At 72.9% G+C, this 14,657-nt stretch carries 16 protein-coding genes; 10 read left to right on the plus strand and 6 right to left on the minus strand.

Annotated features, from left to right (window positions below; all coding sequences use genetic code 11):
• Positions 1-25 precede the first annotated feature (25 nt).
• The 6 genes from H508_RS0102085 to dnaK form a co-directional block, all read right to left on the minus strand.
• The gene (locus H508_RS0102085) at positions 26-625 is read right to left on the minus strand and encodes a hypothetical protein (RefSeq protein WP_026372836.1); all 600 of its coding nucleotides are present in this window, start codon (positions 623-625) and stop codon (positions 26-28) included.
• Positions 622-1,836, minus strand: coding sequence for a hypothetical protein (locus tag H508_RS0102090; RefSeq protein WP_026372837.1), 1,215 nt, complete (start codon positions 1,834-1,836; stop codon positions 622-624). Before H508_RS0102090 ends, H508_RS0102085 begins: the two co-directional genes overlap by 4 nt.
• A gap of 68 nt (positions 1,837-1,904) precedes the next feature.
• Complete coding sequence (locus tag H508_RS0102095) at positions 1,905-2,339, minus strand: heat shock protein transcriptional repressor HspR (protein ID WP_026372838.1); 435 nt, start codon at positions 2,337-2,339, stop codon at positions 1,905-1,907.
• Positions 2,339-3,304: a DnaJ C-terminal domain-containing protein gene (locus H508_RS0102100; RefSeq protein WP_026372839.1), complete on the minus strand. Its 966-nt coding sequence runs from the start codon at positions 3,302-3,304 to the stop codon at positions 2,339-2,341. The genes H508_RS0102095 and H508_RS0102100 overlap by 1 nt, the downstream gene beginning before the upstream one ends.
• A gap of 54 nt (positions 3,305-3,358) precedes the next feature.
• A complete protein-coding gene (locus H508_RS0102105) occupies positions 3,359-4,036 on the minus strand; it encodes a nucleotide exchange factor GrpE (protein ID WP_026372840.1) in 678 nt (225 codons plus the stop codon).
• Positions 4,037-4,038: 2 nt separating this feature from the next.
• Complete coding sequence (gene dnaK / locus H508_RS0102110) at positions 4,039-5,898, minus strand: molecular chaperone DnaK (RefSeq protein ID WP_026372841.1); 1,860 nt, start codon at positions 5,896-5,898, stop codon at positions 4,039-4,041.
• Positions 5,899-6,134: 236 nt separating this feature from the next.
• On the opposite strand from dnaK, the gene H508_RS16545 reads away from it, so the two are divergent.
• From H508_RS16545 to H508_RS0102160, 10 genes are all read left to right on the plus strand, one after another.
• Positions 6,135-6,824 carry a DUF1345 domain-containing protein gene (locus H508_RS16545; RefSeq protein WP_026372842.1) on the plus strand — a complete coding sequence of 230 codons (690 nt, stop codon included), beginning with the start codon at positions 6,135-6,137 and terminating at the stop codon, positions 6,822-6,824.
• Positions 6,825-6,888: 64 nt separating this feature from the next.
• Positions 6,889-7,824 (plus strand): endonuclease domain-containing protein, encoded by a 936-nt coding sequence (locus H508_RS0102120; protein ID WP_035253646.1) that lies wholly within the window; start codon positions 6,889-6,891, stop codon positions 7,822-7,824.
• A 192-nt stretch (positions 7,825-8,016) separates the two neighbouring features.
• Complete coding sequence (locus tag H508_RS14010) at positions 8,017-9,459, plus strand: MFS transporter (RefSeq protein ID WP_084154950.1); 1,443 nt, start codon at positions 8,017-8,019, stop codon at positions 9,457-9,459.
• A 106-nt stretch (positions 9,460-9,565) separates the two neighbouring features.
• On the plus strand, positions 9,566-9,865 hold the full coding sequence (locus H508_RS0102130) for a hypothetical protein (RefSeq protein WP_026372844.1): 300 nt from the start codon (positions 9,566-9,568) through the stop codon (positions 9,863-9,865).
• A gap of 8 nt (positions 9,866-9,873) precedes the next feature.
• Entirely contained in the window at positions 9,874-11,106 is a 1,233-nt protein-coding gene (locus H508_RS0102135) for a hypothetical protein (protein ID WP_156905954.1), read from the plus strand.
• Positions 11,107-11,136: 30 nt separating this feature from the next.
• The gene (locus tag H508_RS0102140; protein ID WP_026372846.1) at positions 11,137-11,748 is read left to right on the plus strand and encodes a hypothetical protein; all 612 of its coding nucleotides are present in this window, start codon (positions 11,137-11,139) and stop codon (positions 11,746-11,748) included.
• The gene (locus H508_RS0102145) at positions 11,748-12,359 is read left to right on the plus strand and encodes a hypothetical protein (RefSeq protein ID WP_026372847.1); all 612 of its coding nucleotides are present in this window, start codon (positions 11,748-11,750) and stop codon (positions 12,357-12,359) included. The genes H508_RS0102140 and H508_RS0102145 overlap by 1 nt, the downstream gene beginning before the upstream one ends.
• Positions 12,356-13,162, plus strand: coding sequence for a hypothetical protein (locus H508_RS0102150; protein ID WP_026372848.1), 807 nt, complete (start codon positions 12,356-12,358; stop codon positions 13,160-13,162). Before H508_RS0102145 ends, H508_RS0102150 begins: the two co-directional genes overlap by 4 nt.
• A 125-nt stretch (positions 13,163-13,287) precedes the next feature.
• Positions 13,288-14,040: an SDR family NAD(P)-dependent oxidoreductase gene (locus tag H508_RS0102155; protein WP_026372849.1), complete on the plus strand. Its 753-nt coding sequence runs from the start codon at positions 13,288-13,290 to the stop codon at positions 14,038-14,040.
• A gap of 84 nt (positions 14,041-14,124) precedes the next feature.
• A complete protein-coding gene (locus H508_RS0102160; RefSeq protein WP_026372850.1) occupies positions 14,125-14,655 on the plus strand; it encodes a 2'-5' RNA ligase family protein in 531 nt (176 codons plus the stop codon).
• Positions 14,656-14,657: the final 2 nt, after the last annotated feature.

Consider the following 14,657-nt stretch of genomic DNA (forward strand, 5'->3'; position numbering starts at 1 on the left):
TCGGCGGCGTGCGGGCGCGCAAGGGTCAGGAGAGCGCGCTGGCCTCCTGCGCTCGCCGCGCCTCACGGCGCGCGATCGCGAGCCACGTGTGAGGGCCGGCGAGCCAGCCGATGAGCGTCGAGACGGCGATGGAGGCGAGCACCCAGATGCCCGCGGCGAGCCAGAAGCCGAGCGTGCCGGTCAAGAGCGTCAGCAGCCCGAGCAGCCAGCTCGAGAGCGTCGAGAGCGCCGCTTGCAGCGCCGTGCCGAGCGCGGCGCCCCGGAGGGTCACCGCCGCCGGCGCGACCACGCCCGCCCGCCGCATGCGACGGGTGGAGAGCCAGCAGCCGAGGGCGCCCGCGGCGACGGCGAGCACGACGAGCACGAGCACGACGGGCACGAGCCACGACGCGTCGAGCCGCTCGATCCAGTCGACGACCGCGAGCCCCCACTCGACGCCGTCGAACAGGTCGATGATCGCGGCGCGCAGCACGATGACGACGAGCGCTGCCGCGAGCATGCCCCAGATGAGCGAGGCACCCCCGGCCACGAGCGAGAGCCCCACGCCGCCCGCCGATCGCACCGCCGCGCGCTGCGCCTGGTCGAGCACGTCGGGGTGCTGCGCGCGGGCCGCGGCTCGGCTCACGGGCGCGCTCCGCGCGGCCGCACCTGCGTGAGCTCCGCCTCGTCGCGAGCGCGCGCGGCGGCCTCGGCGGCCGCCTCCTGCGCCGCGGCGATCGCGCGCGGGTCGACGCGCGGGCGCGAGGTCGAGAGGAAGAGCCAGCCGAACAGCAGCCCCACCCCGCCCGTGAGCACGACCGCCATCGCGAGCAGCCCGAAGAGCGTCGCCCACATCGAGCCGAGCGTGAGCGACGCCGATGAGCTCGCGACGGTCGCGACGAAGGCGACCACGATCGCCCCCGGCCAGTAGGCGAAGCCGAAGAGCCCCGTCACGCCGGTCGTGCAGAGCCACGCGAGCCATGCCGAGCGGTGCGGCTTCGCGAGCCCCGCGGCCCTGCCCCACTGGCGGCTGAGGATCGCGCCGAGCGCGAGCAGCCCGCCGCCGACGATCGCCCCGATGATCGCGGTGGCCACGACGCGGTCGGGCATCGTCCAGAGCGCGACGGTCGAGGTGAGCGAGTCGGCCTCGATCGTGCCGATCGGCTCGCCGGTGGCGTGCAGCAGCCACGCGAAGCCGACGATCGAGAAGTAGGTGACGAGGAAGTGCGTCGCGAGCGCCATGACGGTCTGCCCGAGCCACGAGCTCAGCACGGCGGCGCGCGTCTGCCGCCGCGTCCACGGCAGGCGCGGGGGCGGCGGGGGCGGGTAGGCCGCGTAGGGGTACGGAGTTGCGGATGCGTACGGCGCCGCCGGGTGCATCGGCACGGCGTAGCCCGCGGGCGGGCCGTAGCCCGGCGCAGGCGCATAGCCGGGCAGCGCCGCTGCGGCCGGCGCAGAGTGCCGGAACTCTGCTGCTGCGGGGCCGCCGGACAGCAGAGTGCCGACACTCTGCGGCGGGAAGGAAGGGGCGACCGGCGGGGCGGCGGAGTGCGGGGGCTCGTGCATGGGCGGCGGCGCGTACGCGGGCATCGCGGCGCGCTCGCGCTCGCGGCGTCGGCGCTCCCGCTCGGCCGCGCGGGTCTGCAGCGCGGTCGTCGGGACGAGCGCATCGCGAGCCGGCGCGGATTCGGCGCGCACAGCGTGTGCTCTGCCGGCAGCGGCCGCCCGCGCCGCCGCGTCGACCGGGACGGGCGTCGCGGTGCCGGGCAGCGGCGGCGCGGCGGGATCCGGCCGGGCGGGCCCGGGCTCGTCGCGAGCGCCGCGCTCTGCGCGGTCGCGGCGTGCCGGGTCGTCCACGGGCACCATCATCGCATCGGGGTCTCGATGCGCCGCCTGCGGCGGCGCGACCGACGCGGGGTTGCCGCTCAGCCGCGCGGCTGCGGGCCCCAGAGCACGACGGAGCCGGGCTTCGAGGGGCGTGCGCCCGCGCGGAGCGTCGTGATGCCCGCCGAGCCCGCCGCGAACACGCGGCGTCCGTGCTGCTGCATCACCGCATCCGCCAGTGCCGCCTCGAGATGTCGCACCCGCGCGCGCAGCTCGCGGTTCTCGTCGCTCATCGCGAGGATGCGGCGGATGCCCTCGAGCGAGACGCCCTCGCTCGAGAGCAGCTGCACCTGCTTGAGCCGCCCGACGTCGCGCATCGAGTAGCGGCGCGTGTTGCCCGCGGTGCGGGCGGGCTCGACGAGCCCGAGCCGGTCGTACTGGCGCAGCGTCTGCGCGTGCAGGCCGGCGAGCTCGGCGGCCGCCGCGATCGAGAAGATCGGCGACGTCTCGTCGAAGCCCGACGGCGCTGCACGCATCACGACGCCTTCGCCTTCGCGAGCAGCTCGGCGCGCGGCGACTCCTTCGGGCCCGCCTCGACGAACGCCTCGAGGTGCTCGACCTGCGCCTTCGTGAGGTGGCTCGGCACCACGACCTGGATGGTCGCGAGCAGATCGCCCGTGCCCTGCTTGCCGGCGACGCCGCGCCCCTTGACGCGCAGCACGCGACCCGAGGGGGTGCCGGGGGCGACCTTGAGCCGCACCGGGCTGCCGCCGAGCGTCGGCACCTCGATCGTCGCGCCGAGCGCCGCCTCGGCGAACGTCACCGGCACGTCGACGCGCAGGTTGAGGCCGTCCATCGTGAAGACCGGGTGCGGGCGCACCTGCACCGTGAGGATGAGGTCGCCCGGCTCGCCGCCGGAGGGCGAGGGGTCGCCCTTGCCTCGCAGCTTGATCTTCTGCCCGTCGTGCACGCCGGCCGGGATCTTGACGGTCATGGTCTTCCCGCCGACCGTGAGCTTGAGCGTGTCGCCCTGCACCGCCGAGGTGAAGTCGAGCGCCGCGCGCGCGGTGACGTCGCGGCCCTTCGCGGGCCGACGGGCGCCGAAGCCCCCGCCGAACCCGCTCTGGCCGCCGAACATGCCGCCGAGCAGGTCCTCGAAGTCGCCTTGCGAGTACTGCACGCGCGGGCCGCCGCCACCGCCCCCGAAGCCGCCGAAGATGTCCTCGAAGCCGCCGGAGCCGCCGGGGGCGAAGCGCGGCCTGCCGCCCGCCATCGCGCGGACGGCGTCGTACTCCTGCCGCTGCTTCGGGTCCGAGAGCACGGCGTGCGCCTCGGAGATCTCCTTGAACTTCGCCTCGGCGGATGCGTCACCCGGGTTGGAGTCCGGGTGGTACTGCCGGGCGAGCTTCCGGTAGGTCTTCTTGAGGTCGGCCTCGGAGACGTCCTTGGGCACGCCGAGCACGGCGTAGAAGTCCTTGTCGAACCAGTCGTTGCTAGCCATGCTCCACCTCCCTCAGACGCTCGCGGCTCACGCCGCTCCCCTCTCGCGCCGGCATCACTCCGCCGGGACGAACACCGCGACCTTGGCCGCGCGCAGCACGCGCTCGCCCACGCGGTAGCCCGCCTGCACGACGTCGGCGACGACCATCTCGGTCACCTCCGGGTTGGGCAGCTGGGCGACGGCCTCGTGCTTGTCGATGTCGAACGCCTCGCCGACCTCCCCGAGCTTCACGACGCCGAGCTGCTCGAACGAGGCGCGCAGCTTCTGCGCCACGATCGCGAGCGGGCCCTCGACCAGATCGCCGTGCTTGTCGGCCAGATCGAGGTCGTCGAGCGCCGGCAGCATCGAGGCGATGACGGATGCGATGGTCGCGTCGCGGTCGCCCGCGCGCTCCCGCTCGGTGCGGTTGCGGTAGTTGACGTACTCGGCCTTGAGCCGCGCGAGCTCGTCCTGCTGCTGCTCGGACTTCGCCTGCAGCGCGGCGCGCTCCGCCTCGATCGCCGCGGCCTCGCCCTCGAGCAGGGCCCGGTCGGCCTCGCTCAGGTCATCGCTCTGCTGGCCCTCGGCCGACGCATCCGCCGTGCCCTCCGACGGGGCGGCCCCGGAGCCGGCGGCGTCTGCTGCCGGCTCGCGGGGCTCTCCCGTCACGGGGTCGATGCGGCGCTTGTCGTGCACCTTGGGCTCCTCGCGGCCCTCGGCCTCGTCGCGCTTGTCGTCCTCGTGACTCGTCATGGCTACTTCTTCTCGTCCTCGTCGTCGACGACCTCGGCATCGACGACGTCGTCGTCCTCCGCCGGGGCGGCCTGCGGCTCGTCACCCGACGCATCCGCCTGCGCCTGGGCCTGGGACTGCGCGTAGATCGCCTCGCCGAGCTTCGACTGCGACTGCTGCAGCTTCTCGACCGCGGTCTTCACCGCCTCGTCGTCGTCGCCCGCGAGGGCCGACTTCACCGCGTCGACATCCGCCTGCACGTCGTTCTTCACGTCGTCGGGCAGCTGCTCGGCGTTGTCGGTCAGCACCTTCTCGACCGAGTAGACGAGCGTCTCGCCGGTGTTGCGCAGCTCGGCGGCCTCGCGGCGCGCCTTGTCGGCCGCCGCGTTCGCCTCGGCGTCCTTGACCATGCGGTCGATGTCCTCCTTCGAGAGGCTCGAGCCGCCCGTGATCGTCATCGACTGCTCCTTGCCCGTGCCCTTGTCCTTCGCGGACACGTGCACGATGCCGTTCGCGTCGATGTCGAAGGTGACCTCGATCTGCGGCACGCCGCGCGGCGCCGGCGCGATGCCGGTGAGCTCGAACGTGCCGAGCGGCTTGTTGTCGCGCGTGAAGTCGCGCTCGCCCTGGAAGACCTGGATCGCGACCGAGGGCTGGTTGTCCTCGGCGGTCGTGAAGGTCTCGGAGCGCTTCGTCGGGATGGCGGTGTTGCGCTCGATGAGCTTCGTCATCATGCCGCCCTTGGTCTCGATGCCGAGCGAGAGCGGGGTGACGTCGATGAGCAGCACGTCCTTGCGCTCGCCGCGCAGCACGCCGGCCTGCAGGGCGGCGCCGACGGCGACGACCTCATCCGGGTTGACGCCCTTGTTGGGCTCCTTGCCGCCGGTGAGCTGCTTGACGAGCTCGGTGACCGCGGGCATGCGGGTCGAGCCGCCGACGAGCACGACGTGCGCGATGTCGTCGACCTTGATGCCCGCCTCGCGGATAACGTCCTCGAAGGGCTTGCGGGTGCGCTCGAGCAGGTCCTTCGTCATGTTCTCGAACTGCGCGCGGGTGAGCGTCTCCTCGAGGTTGGCGGGGCCGTTCTCGGTGAGCGAGAAGTAGGGCAGCTGGATGCTCGTGGTCGACGACGACGAGAGCTCCTTCTTCGCCTGCTCGGCGGCCTCCTTCAGGCGGCGCATCGCGATCTTGTCGTTCGAGACGTCGACGCCCGACTGCTCCTTGAAGCGCTGCTTGAGCCACTCGACGACGCGGTCGTCCCAGTCGTCGCCGCCGAGGCGGTTGTCGCCGGCGGTCGCGCGAACCTGGATGGTGGAGAAGTCGTCGTCCTTGCCCACCTCGAGGAGGGAGACGTCGAACGTGCCGCCACCGAGGTCGAAGACGAGGATGAGCTCATCCTCCTTGCCCTTGTCGAGGCCGTACGCGAGCGCCGCCGCGGTGGGCTCGTTGATGATGCGGAGCACGTTGAGGCCCGCGATCTCGCCGGCCTCCTTCGTCGCCTGGCGCTCGGCGTCGTTGAAGTACGCGGGCACGGTGATGACCGCATCCGTCACCTTCTCGCCGAGGTAGGTCTCGGCGTCGCGCTTGAGCTTGCCGAGGATGCGCGCCGAGATCTCCTGCGGCGTGTACTGCTTGCCGTCGATCTCCTTCTTCCAGTCGGTGCCCATGTGGCGCTTGACCGACGTGATGGTGCGATCGACGTTCGTGACCGCCTGTCGCTTCGCCGGCTCGCCGACGAGGGTCTCGCCATCCTTGACGAACGCGACGACCGAAGGGGTGGTGCGGAATCCTTCGGCGTTCGCGATGACGGTGGGCTCGCCGCCGTCGAGGAACGCGACGACGGAGTTGGTGGTGCCGAGGTCGATGCCGACTGCTCGTGCCATGTGCTTGCCTCCTGTTCGCAGCTCGCGCTGCGCTCATTGCCTGATTCCGGCAGACGAGCCCGCCGACGTGCTCGGCGGTGGGCCCGTCTCCCGGAACCCCGGCTGCGACCGCGCCCGGCGGGCGCTGCTGACTTGAGTCGCGATGGCTCAAGTTTCTCACCTTGAGTCGAAGCATGTCAACTTTCGCGGCTGTGCATCGGCCGAGAGTCTCGGTGGCCGCCGGTAGCGTTGACGCCGTGGCGAGAGGCAACCGGAGGCTCCACCGCGAGAGCACCCGGCACACCCTGGCGTCGCTCATCGCGGGCGCCTCCGCCGCGCTCGCGGTGCTCGGCATGAGCGCGCTCGGCGGCGTCGACCTCTCGATGCGGTCGTCGCTCGCGAGCGTGCTGACGCTCGCGTTCGGCGCCTACGGGCCGGCGTTCCTGTGGCTCTCGCACCTCGCCTTCCGCTCGCTCTCGGGCGATCGGCTCCGCGCGCGGCTGCGCCGCTCGGAGGAGCTGAGCGCGATCGTGCGCGTGCTCTACGGCGGCGGGCCGACATCGTGGGCGGTGCTCATCGTCGTGGTCGGGGTCATCTCGGTCGTGCTGCTCGCGACGAGCGGCGACTCGATCGACCTCTGGCTCATCGCGTCGTGCGTGCTGGGTGTCGGGGGCACGTGGGTGCTGCTCGTCGCGGTGTTCGCCGTCGAGCACATGCGCGGCTGGGCAGAGCGCGGCGGGCTCGAGTTCCCCGGCGAGGAGGAGCGCGACTTCTCCGACTTCGTCTACCTCTCGGTGCAGCTCTCCGCGACGTTCTCATCGGCCGACGTCGCCCTCACCACCCGGTCGGCTCGGCGCCTCGTCACGGTGCAGTCGATCGTCGGCTTCGCCTACAGCACGGTCATCATCGCCGTCTTCGCGTCGCTGCTCATCTCGCTCGCCGCCTGACGCGCTCTCCACACCGGCGGGCGGATGCGTCCCGTCGGCACCCGGGACGCCGCACCATGCGCGCATGCCCTCCCCCGCTCCGCTGCCAGAGCCGCTCGCGAGCGGCGCCTTCTCGACCGCGGAGGCGCTGAGGCTCGGCGTGTCGCGTCGGCGGCTCCGCGCGGCCGATCTCGAGCGCCCGTTCCACGGCGTGCGCGCCGACGCCCCGCCCGACTCGGTGCTGGCGCTCGCGCTCGCCTTCGCGCCGCGGATGCGCGACGGGCACGTGTTCGCGGGCATCACCGCGGCCCGCTTGTGGGGGCTGCCGGTCGAGGCGGCGTGGCGCACCGACGAGCCGCTCGTCATCGGCGTGCCCGGCGGCATGGCGCGGACTCGAGCCGCCGGGGTGCGATCCCTGCAGTTCGCCAGCTCGAGGCTCGGCGTCGGCGAGGTCGACGGACTGCCGACGCTCGGGCCGATCGGCGCCTTCGTCACGATGGGGCGCAGCGCCGGGCACGAGCAGCTCGTGCAGCTCGCCGATGCGCTCGTCACGCCGTCGACGCGGTACCGAGACCTGCGGTTCGAGCGGCCGTACGCGACGCTCGACGAGCTCTCGACGGCCGTCGAGCAGTACCGGCGCGGCCCCGGCTCGGCCGCCCTGCTCGCCGCGATCGCGGCTGCGAGGGTCGGCGTCGACTCGCCGCGCGAGACGCGATCTCGCCTCGCGATCGTCGCGGCCGGGCTGCCGGAGCCCGTCGTGCAGCACCCCGTCTGGCACGAGGGCCGGCTCGTCGCGGAGCTCGACCTCGCCTACCCCGAGCTGCGCATCGCGATCGAGTACGAGGGCGACCACCACCGCACCGACGCGGAGCAGTGGGCGAAGGACATCCGGCGCCAGGAGGAGCTCGAGGCGCTCGGCTGGATCGTGATCCGGGTGACGAAGGCGGATCTGCGCGACGGCGGCCGCTCGCTCGTCGCGCGAGTGCGCGCCGCCCGCGCGCGACGCCTCGGCGTTGCCTGAGGCCGGGTGGTACCGAATGGCCGCTCGGGCTCGGCTCCAGGCGGCAAATCGGTACCACCCTCGCCGCGGGGTGGTACCGAATGGTCGCTCGAGCCCGGCTCCAGGCGGCGAAGCGGTACCACCCTCGTGAACTCGCACCGCGCGACCGTGGCGCGACACCTCCCGTTCGCCCGGCTCGCCTACGCTCGGGCCATGAGCGTGTCGCAGGAGCCCGCAGAGGCATCCGTCACCCCCCAGCCGTCGCCCGACGACCTCGTGCAGCCCTCGCAAGCGGGCGTCGCGCCCGTCTCGCGCCGGGAGCTCGGCCGCCGAGCGCGCGCGTGGGCGCTGTGGGACTGGGGCTCCGCGTCGTTCAACGCCGTGGTCACGACGTTCATCTTCAGCACCTACCTCGCCTCGAGCCTCTTCGTCGACGCCGACGTCGCCGAGGCCGGCGGAGAGCCGCTCACGCGCGCACTCGCCGACAACGCGTCGATCGTCGCGTGGGCCGTCGCGATCGCGGGCGTGCTCGTCGCGCTGCTCGCCCCGATCGTCGGGCAGCGCTCCGACGGCGGCGGCCGTCGCAAGCTGTGGGTGGGCGTCAACACCGGGCTCACGATCATCGCGATGGTGGGGATGTTCTTCGTCACCCCCGTGCCGGGCGGCATCTGGCTCGGCGCGGCGCTGCTCGCGGCGGGCAACCTGTTCTTCGAGTTCGCGAGCGTCAACTACAACGCGATGCTCCACCAGGTCTCGACGAAGCAGGCGCTCGGGCGCACGTCGGGCTTCGGCTGGGGCATGGGCTACGTCGGCGGCATCGTGCTGCTCGGCCTGCTGCTCGTGCTGTTCATCTTCGACATGGGCGGCGAGGGCAACGGCATCCTCGACGTGCCCGCGGGTCGCGAGGGCGCGGGCCTCGACGTGCGCCTCGCGGTGCTCGCGAGCGCCGTGTGGTTCCTCGCGTTCGCGATCCCCCTGCTCGTGCGCGTGCCGGAGGTGCCGCCGACCGGTGCCGCGCCCAAGCGCGTCGGCATCCTCGAGTCGTACCGCATCCTCTTCCGCACCATCGGGCGCATCGGCCGCCGCGCACCCAAGACGCTGCTCTTCCTGCTCGCCTCCGCCATCTTCCGCGACGGGCTCTCGGGCGTCTTCACCTTCGGCGCCATCATCGCGGCCCAGGTCTTCGGCTTCAGCTCGACCGAGGTCATCCTCTTCGCGATCGCCGCGAACGTCACCGCGGGCATCGGCACGTTCGTCGGCGGCTGGGCCGACGACCGCTTCGGGCCCAAGGTCGTCATCATCGTGTCGCTCGCCGTGCTCGTGGTCTCGGGCTCGGCCGTCATCTTCGTCGACGGCAAGGGCATGTTCTGGCTGTGCGGGCTCGCGCTCGCGACGTTCGTCGGCCCGGTGCAGTCGGCATCCCGCAGCTTCATGGCGCGCATCACGCCCGAGGGGCGCGAGGGCGAGATGTTCGGCCTCCACGCGACGACCGGGCGCTCGGTCTCGTTCCTCACCGCGACCCTGTTCGGGGTCTTCGTCTCGCTCGCCGGCGACACGCGCTTCGGCATCCTCGGCATCGTGCTCGTGCTCGCGGCAGGCCTGCTGCTCGTGCTGCCCGTGCACCCGAAGCCGACGACGATCGACGACCGCGACTGAGGCGGCTCGGGCCCGCGCTCGCCGCGGCGGGGAGTAGTCCCCATCGCGGCTCCAGGGTCGAGTGCATATCGTCAGAGGCGTCCCCGTCCCCCGACCCGGAAGCCCCGTGAACATCAAGGTCAACTACGCGATGCTCGAGCGCCTCGAGTCGCGCGTCGCAGAGATCATCGAGGAGTTCGAGCAGGCCTCCTCGCGCCGCGAGGATCTCGTCGCCGCTGTCGGCCGCCCCGACGGGCACGCCGACCTGCAGTCGCGCGTGCACGACTTCGAGGGCCAGTGGGACGACCGCCGGAAGCAGCTGCGCGAGGGGCTCGACGCCGTGCTCGAGAGCGCGACGAAGCTGCGCGAGGGGTGGCAGACGGGCGACAAGGAGCTCGCCGACGGCATGCAGAGCGAGGAGCAGTAGTGGCCGCGATGGAGCAGTCCCCCGGGAAGCACGACATCCACGTGCTCGAGGGCGACGCGTCCGACATCTGGCAGCGCGGCAGCGACATCGTGAGCCTCGGGGTCAAGATGACCCTGGCCGCCTCGACGATGGAGACGCTTGTCACCGATGGCGCCGAGCAGGAGGGGCAGTGGGTCGACAAGCTCACGGAGGTCTCGAAGGAGGTCTACGAGGAGCTGGACAAGGCCGGCACCTTCTACATGCGCGTCGGGCCGTACGTGCGCGACTACGGCACCGCGCTCTCGACCGCGCAGTCGAAGATGAAGCGCATCGTGCCCGAGTGCGAGCGGCTCTGGGAGATCTACGAGACGAAGCTCGAGGCCTACGAGGAGGCCGTCGCGAGACCTGTCTCCTGCCCGACGGGCGAGGACGCTGATGACCCGGCGGCGCGGACGCAGGCGGAGCAGGCCCGGACGGAGGCGATCGACGCGGCCAGGCTCGCGAGGGACACCGCCTACGAGAACTGGGAGACCGAGGCGAAGGACTACGACACCGCGTACGACGCGTGGTGGGAGGAGTTCGAGGAGGCGTACAAGGGCATCGAGACGCAGAACGGCAAGGGCCTCGAGGACAGCTGGCTCGACAACCTCGACGGCCTCGTCGAGTTCGTGCAGACGGTGCTCTCGGTCGCCGGGCTCGTGCTCGCCGCGCTCGCGCTCATCGTCGGCGGCCCGATCGTCGGGCTCCTCGCGCTCATCGTCGGCGTCGTCGCGCTCGGCCTGACGATCTACCAGTTCGCGCGCGGCGACGCGAGCGGCTGGGACCTCGGCTTCGCGATCGTCGGCGTGCTGCCGATCGGCTCGCTCGGCGACTTCGCCTCCGGCGGCATCAAGACCGGCATGAAGAGCTGGGTCGGCGCGTCGGGCACGTCGTTCGGCGACGACGCGGCCCGATGGAGCCTGTCCGCGACCGGTTCCGGACTGAACCCGAAGACCTGGGTCGCCAACATGCGCGGCCTCGCGCCCGAGGCCGGGTACCTGGCCGGCGAGAGCTTCGAGATGATCGGGGAGTTCCTGTCGACGCACGGCGACGACACGTGGGAGGCGCTCGGCGACCTCGACCACCTGCCGTGGACCGCGGCCCACATCGGCGACCTCGCCGGCAACTACTTCGGCGTGCTGCCGGGCGTCGTGCGCGACACCGTCGGCCTCTTCACCGGCATCCCTGGCACCTACGAGCAGCTGCGCTGGCCGACGTATTGACCCCGATAGCCTGGCCGCGGAGGTGGCCGGATGACTGATCTGCGCACGCTGCTGCGCGGCGGCGACGACACGGTGCCCGCGTTCCGCATGCTGCTGCCGCAGGGGTGGGTCTCGTATAGCCCCGACGAGCAGTCGCAGGAGGAGCTGCTCGCGGCCGCCGCGAAGCGGCTCGCGACCGCCGGCCGGCCGGATCTGCTCGTGCAGCTGCGCCGGCACGCCGCGACCGCCTTCAGCCAGCTGCGCGAGCAGCGGGCGATCCTCGTGATGATGCCGGGGGAGGAAGCGCCTCAGTCGCTCTTCCTGCCCGCGACGATCACCGCCGTCGAGCGAGTCAGCACGCCCGACGCGCCCGTGCGCGAGGTCGTCGTCGACGCCATCCGGCGCAAGGGCGCGAAGCCGCTCGACGACCGGGGCGTCATCGTCCGCTGGCTCGAGCGGCGGGACGTCGAGCTCGACGGCGAGTCGAGCGCGACGACCTCGATCGTCTACGTGATCGCCGTGCCCGGCACCGGGCGGCGCCGTGCCCTGCAGCTCACGGCCGTCATCACGCATCCGACCGACCTGCCCGCCGACGACGACGTGCTCGAGCAGTGGATCGCACTCATCGACGCCCACGTCGCGACCTTCGCCTGGGAGCCCTGATGCACGGCATCGAAGTCGACTTCGACCCGACGCTCACCGTCGAGGTGCCGCGCGAGCAGCCCTCCCCCGGCTGGGCGCACGCCGAGCTCGAGCGCCTCGGCGCGCACGATCCGGGGCTGCTCGAGGATCGCGAGGGCGTGGTGCGCTGGCTCGACGCCGTGCGCGGCGGGGTCGCCCCGACCGCGACGTACACGCTCGCGGTGCGCTCGCCGCAAGTGAGCGCGCTCGCGGTGCTGCGCTTCGACGTGATCGAGGGAGCGCTGCCCGACGACGCGCAGCGCACGATCCTCGAGCCGCCCGCGACGCTTCCGCCCCGGCACGACGTCGTCGAGCTCGCGGGCCTCGGCGAGGCGCTGCGCATGCAGGTGCTCGCCGAGCGCGCCGGCGAGCCGTACTCGCTCGTGCAGTGGCTCGCGGTGCGCGAGGGCGGCTCGGTGATCGCCTCGCTCGGCCCGCTCCCGCCGCAGGGCATCGAGGCGTTCCGGCCCTACGCCGAGGCCGTCGTCGGCGGCGCGCGCCCCATCGGGCTCGAGCTCGACGGCGTGCCGTGGCTCGAGCAGCGCTCGCGGCTCGTCGAGGTCGTGCCGCCGGTCGAGAGCTGGAACGCGTGAGCGCCGCCGGGTATGCCGCTCACCGCTCGAGCTTCGCGGCCGACGACTGGTGGCGGATGGAGGCGGCAGCGTTCCGCGGCGAGGATCGCGTGCGCGACGCGCTCGCGATGACGGCGCCGCGCCACCTGGCGCTCATGCTGCGCGGCGAGCGACGCGGAGCGCCCGGGTGGCAGCGCGCGCTCAGCGTGCCCAAGGTCGCGCTCATCATCGGCGGGCTCGCCCTCACGTTCGTCTGGGGACTGCCCGTCTTCGCGTGGATCCTCCTCGGCGAGGGCGGCGGGCTCGCGGTCGGCAGCTTCGGCATCATCGCGACCATCTCGACGCTGCTCGGCATCCCCGCCCTCGTCGAGGAGCTGCGCTCGCGCGGCGCCGACCGCGGCGGGCCCGGTGTCTGGATCGTGCGAGGTGTGCCGGCGGTGCTCGGCGCGATCGGCGCGATCGCCTGGCTCGCCTCCGGTGCCGAGGTCGACGACTCGCTCGTCGGGTCGGGCATCCCTGTCACGGGCGCGTGGGTCGTCCCCATGGTCGCCGACGCCCTGCTGAGCGTGGCGCTCGTCGTGCTCGCCCGCCGCGGCTCGCGCTCCGCACCGGCGCTGCGGAGCGATCGCTCCGTCGCTCGGCTCGCCGACGCGGTCGACGCGCTGCCCCCGGCGCGCCGGGATGAGATCGCGCGCGATCTGCGAGCAGCGATCGACATCCTCGAGCAGGCGGGCGCGATCGACGCGACCGCGGCGCGCCGCGCTCGCGCCGCAGAGCTCGGCGCGCTCGCCGCGACGATGGCGCCCGAGCGCGCGACCGCTTGAGCCGAACCGCCTGAGATGAACCGACCGGCCGAATAGATCCCGCCGCCGGGCTGTTGGCTTCGGTGACCGGTCGTTCCGGCCGGCCTCGGACGATGCCCTGCGAGGGGCGCGAAGGAGTGATGAGCATGAGTGGACAGTTCGCAGGCAAGACCGCAGTCGTGACCGGTGGCGGATCGGGGATCGGCAAGGCCGTCGCGATCCGGCTCACCGCCGAGGGCGCCAACGTCGTGGTGAACGACCTGAAGCTCGAGGTCGCCCAGTCGGTCGTCGACGAGATCACCGCGGCCGGCGGCACGGCGGTCGCGATCGCCGGCGACGTCGGCAGGCCCGACGACGTCAAGGCGGCCGTCGACAAGGCGGTCGAGGAGTACGGCGCGCTCCACCTCGCCTTCAACAACGCGGGCATCGGCGGCCCGCAGGGCCTCGCGGAGGACATCGACATCGAGGGCTACCAGCAGCTCATGGACGTCAACCTCCACTCCGTCTTCTACGGCATGCACTTCCAGCTGCCGCAGATCGTCGCCGCCGGCGGCGGCGCCATCGTCAACACCTCGTCGATCCTCGGCGTCGTGGGCGACGCCAACGCGCTGCCCTACGTCGCGGCCAAGCACGGCGTCGCCGGCATGACGAAGGCCGCCGCGCTCAGCTACGCCGACAAGGGCGTGCGCATCAACTCGGTGCACCCCGGCTACATCGACACCCCGCTGCTGAGCGGGCTGCCGCAGGACCTCTACGACGGCCTCGTCGGCAAGCACCCCATCGGCCGCCTCGGTCGCGCCGAGGAGGTCGCCGAGCTCGTGCTCTTCCTGCTCTCGGACAAGGCGAGCTACATCACGGGCTCGCAGCACCTCGTCGACGGCGGCTACACCGCGCAGTAGCGCCACGCAGCAGCGCTCGAGGGTCGGCCCGCGTGACGGGCCGGCCCTCGGTCGTCCTCCGGGCGGATGCGTGAGGATGTCCGCATGGACGCGGGCGAGCCGGGCGGCGCGAAGGCGATCACGAGCCTCGAGCTGCTGCTCGACGACGACGCCGAGGCCGCCGTGCGCCGCGAGTGGGACGCCCTCGCCGCAGCCGGATTCTCGAGCCTCGCCGGCCATGCGGCGGCGAGCAACCGCCCGCACGTGACGCTCGCGGTGCGCTCGAGCCCGGTGCCGCATCCGCTCTCGATCGACGCCGCCCTGCCGCTCCCGATCGAGCTCGGGCCGCCGCTGCTGTTCGGCTCGGGCGAGCGCCGCGTGCTCGCGCGCGCGGTCGTGCCCTCGGCGGCGCTCCTCGCGCTGCACGCGGCGGTGCTGCGCGCGGCAGGCGAGGGCGACGACCCGCCGCACCTGCTGCCGGACCGCTGGATGCCGCACGTCACCCTCGCCCGCCGGCTGCGCGTCGTCGACCTGCCGGCGGCGCTCGCGCTCCTCGGACCGGCGATCGAGGGCCGCGGGGTCGCGGTGCGGCGATGGGATGCGTCGACCCGCGTCGTCACGCACGTCGCGCCGTGACG

Origin of the sequence: Agrococcus lahaulensis DSM 17612, assembly GCF_000425105.1 — a bacterium.
Taxonomy (GTDB): Bacteria; Actinomycetota; Actinomycetes; order Actinomycetales; family Microbacteriaceae; genus Agrococcus; species Agrococcus lahaulensis.